Genomic DNA, 1793 nt, shown 5'->3' on the forward strand with positions numbered 1-1793 from the left:
GGGGGATAGTATTCAAGGCTCCCAAAGCGGCTCAAACACTCAAAAAACACCGAGAAAGATACAAGAACCTTTGAGCGGCGCATTGCGCAATAGTCTCCGATGAGGAAATCCTCAGCATCGCCAATAAAGACTTTGGGCTAAAACGCTTGGAGTTGGTGCGTGACATTTTCATCTTCTCTTGCTTCACAGGGCTGGCTTATATCGATGTGGCCAATCTCACGCCCGACCACATCGTCACGATGGGCGATAAGCAGTGGATTATGACGCAGCGTCAGAAAACCAGTATTTCGACGAATGTCCTCCTCCTCGACATCCCCAAGAGCATCATCGGAAAGTATGGCGAGCAGACTTATCGTGATGGCAAACTTTTCCCGATTTTGTCGAACCAAAAGACAAACTCCTATCTCAAAAGAGATTGCCGACCTCTGTGGCATCAAGAAAAACTTGACCTTCCACCTCGCTCGTCACACCTTTGCGACGATGTCGCTCTCCAAAGGTGTGCCTATCGAAAGCGTGTCGAAGATGTTAGGGCATACCAACATCAAGACCACACAAATCTATGCCCGTATCACCAACAAGAAGATTGAACATGATATGGAGCAGCTCGCAGGCAAGCTCGATAAGTTCAACTCGGCGATGGGCATCGCTAAATAATGCTTGTATCACCCTAAAATCAGAAGAAATTATGAATCAGACCAAGAAAGAGCTTTCTTACTTCCGCCTGAAGTTAGAAACCTTCCTCAGTGATTATCACCCCGAGTTAATGACCGACACCGCTTTTATTGTCGCTCGTGCCGATGCTGCCCTTACGGTTTACGCTGATGCCGTGGCACAGGGCTTCTCCCACCTCGAAGCCGAGGCGATGTCCAGCGAAGTTCTCTACCAAGGACTACACTTCTCTAAGCACAACACCCTCGTGTCTATCTTAGAGAATGAGTTCAGCGAGGAACTACCCGAACTACTACCCGAAGAGTTGGCTCCCATTCTGCTTGGCAATAAGTTTATCCAAGATGTATTCGCCAAGTACGACCTCACGGACGACTTTGACAGCAGCACAGAGTACGACCTGCTCTACACCGAACTCATAGGCACGATTGTCGAGCTTATCGAAAACAGCAACTTGCCTACGGTGAAGAAGGCGGATACATCGAAGTAACAAGTAACTATCCTATCGGGAGCATTTTAGAGTTTCAAGAGCGAGTCCAAGATAGTCCGCCCCACACGCCAAGGGGCAAGCCCTCGTCTTTGGTGGGCGGACTATCTTGGACTCGCTCTTGAAACTCTAAAATGCTCCCAGATATGAATACTCAAGTTATGAATCACGATGTACACAGCCCTATCTTCATTCGGGCGAAGTCTACTAACGATAAGCCACAGACAGCCAAGCCTGCCCGTAGCATCGACTGGCGACGCATCATCGAGCTGACGTTTCTGCTCTCGCTCGTGGTCGCAGCCGTCTACTTCATCGCCAAGCTCGTTACGCCTCAAGTCGTAACCGTCATTGGCATCTTCGTGGGCTTCTTGGTACTGCGGTTCGTGGTAAAGACCATTCTGCAAATCACATTCACCATCCTCGGCTATCTATTCTGGCTAGCCATCTTGGCGGCAATACTGATTTGCATCTTCTAATCTTAGATAATCATCTTGACGGGTGGCGGGCTCTTTTTTGTTTCCCACTCTTAGGCCTTGCACTTCTTGTACTTTCCATTTTCTAACGCAACACTATGGTTATAAGAACGACAGGTGGCGGGCTAGCCCGCCACCTGTCAAAAATCGTTCATAGCTTTGATGTT

General features: G+C 48.7%; 2 protein-coding genes and 1 pseudogene. All 3 read left to right on the forward strand.

What is annotated here, in order from left to right:
- Positions 1-92 precede the first annotated feature (92 nt).
- Positions 93-654: pseudogene (locus HQ41_RS09545) on the forward strand (site-specific integrase); the annotation flags it as partial.
- Positions 655-685: 31 nt separating this feature from the next.
- The gene (locus HQ41_RS07635) at positions 686-1156 is read left to right on the forward strand and encodes a DUF1896 family protein (RefSeq protein WP_044190075.1); all 471 of its coding nucleotides are present in this window, start codon (positions 686-688) and stop codon (positions 1154-1156) included.
- Positions 1157-1299: 143 nt separating this feature from the next.
- Positions 1300-1629: a hypothetical protein gene (locus tag HQ41_RS07640; RefSeq protein ID WP_044190078.1), complete on the forward strand. Its 330-nt coding sequence runs from the start codon at positions 1300-1302 to the stop codon at positions 1627-1629.
- Positions 1630-1793: the final 164 nt, after the last annotated feature.

It is taken from the genome of Porphyromonas sp. COT-290 OH860, from assembly GCF_000768935.1.
Taxonomy (GTDB): Bacteria; Bacteroidota; Bacteroidia; order Bacteroidales; family Porphyromonadaceae; genus Porphyromonas.

Excerpts from the sequence above, each read along its gene's own strand:
- HQ41_RS07640 (WP_044190078.1), top strand. The coding sequence starts at position 1,300 with ATGAATACTCAAGTTATGAATCACGATGTACACAGCCCTATCTTCATT.
- HQ41_RS07635 (WP_044190075.1), top strand. The coding sequence starts at position 686 with ATGAATCAGACCAAGAAAGAGCTTTCTTACTTCCGCCTGAAGTTAGAA.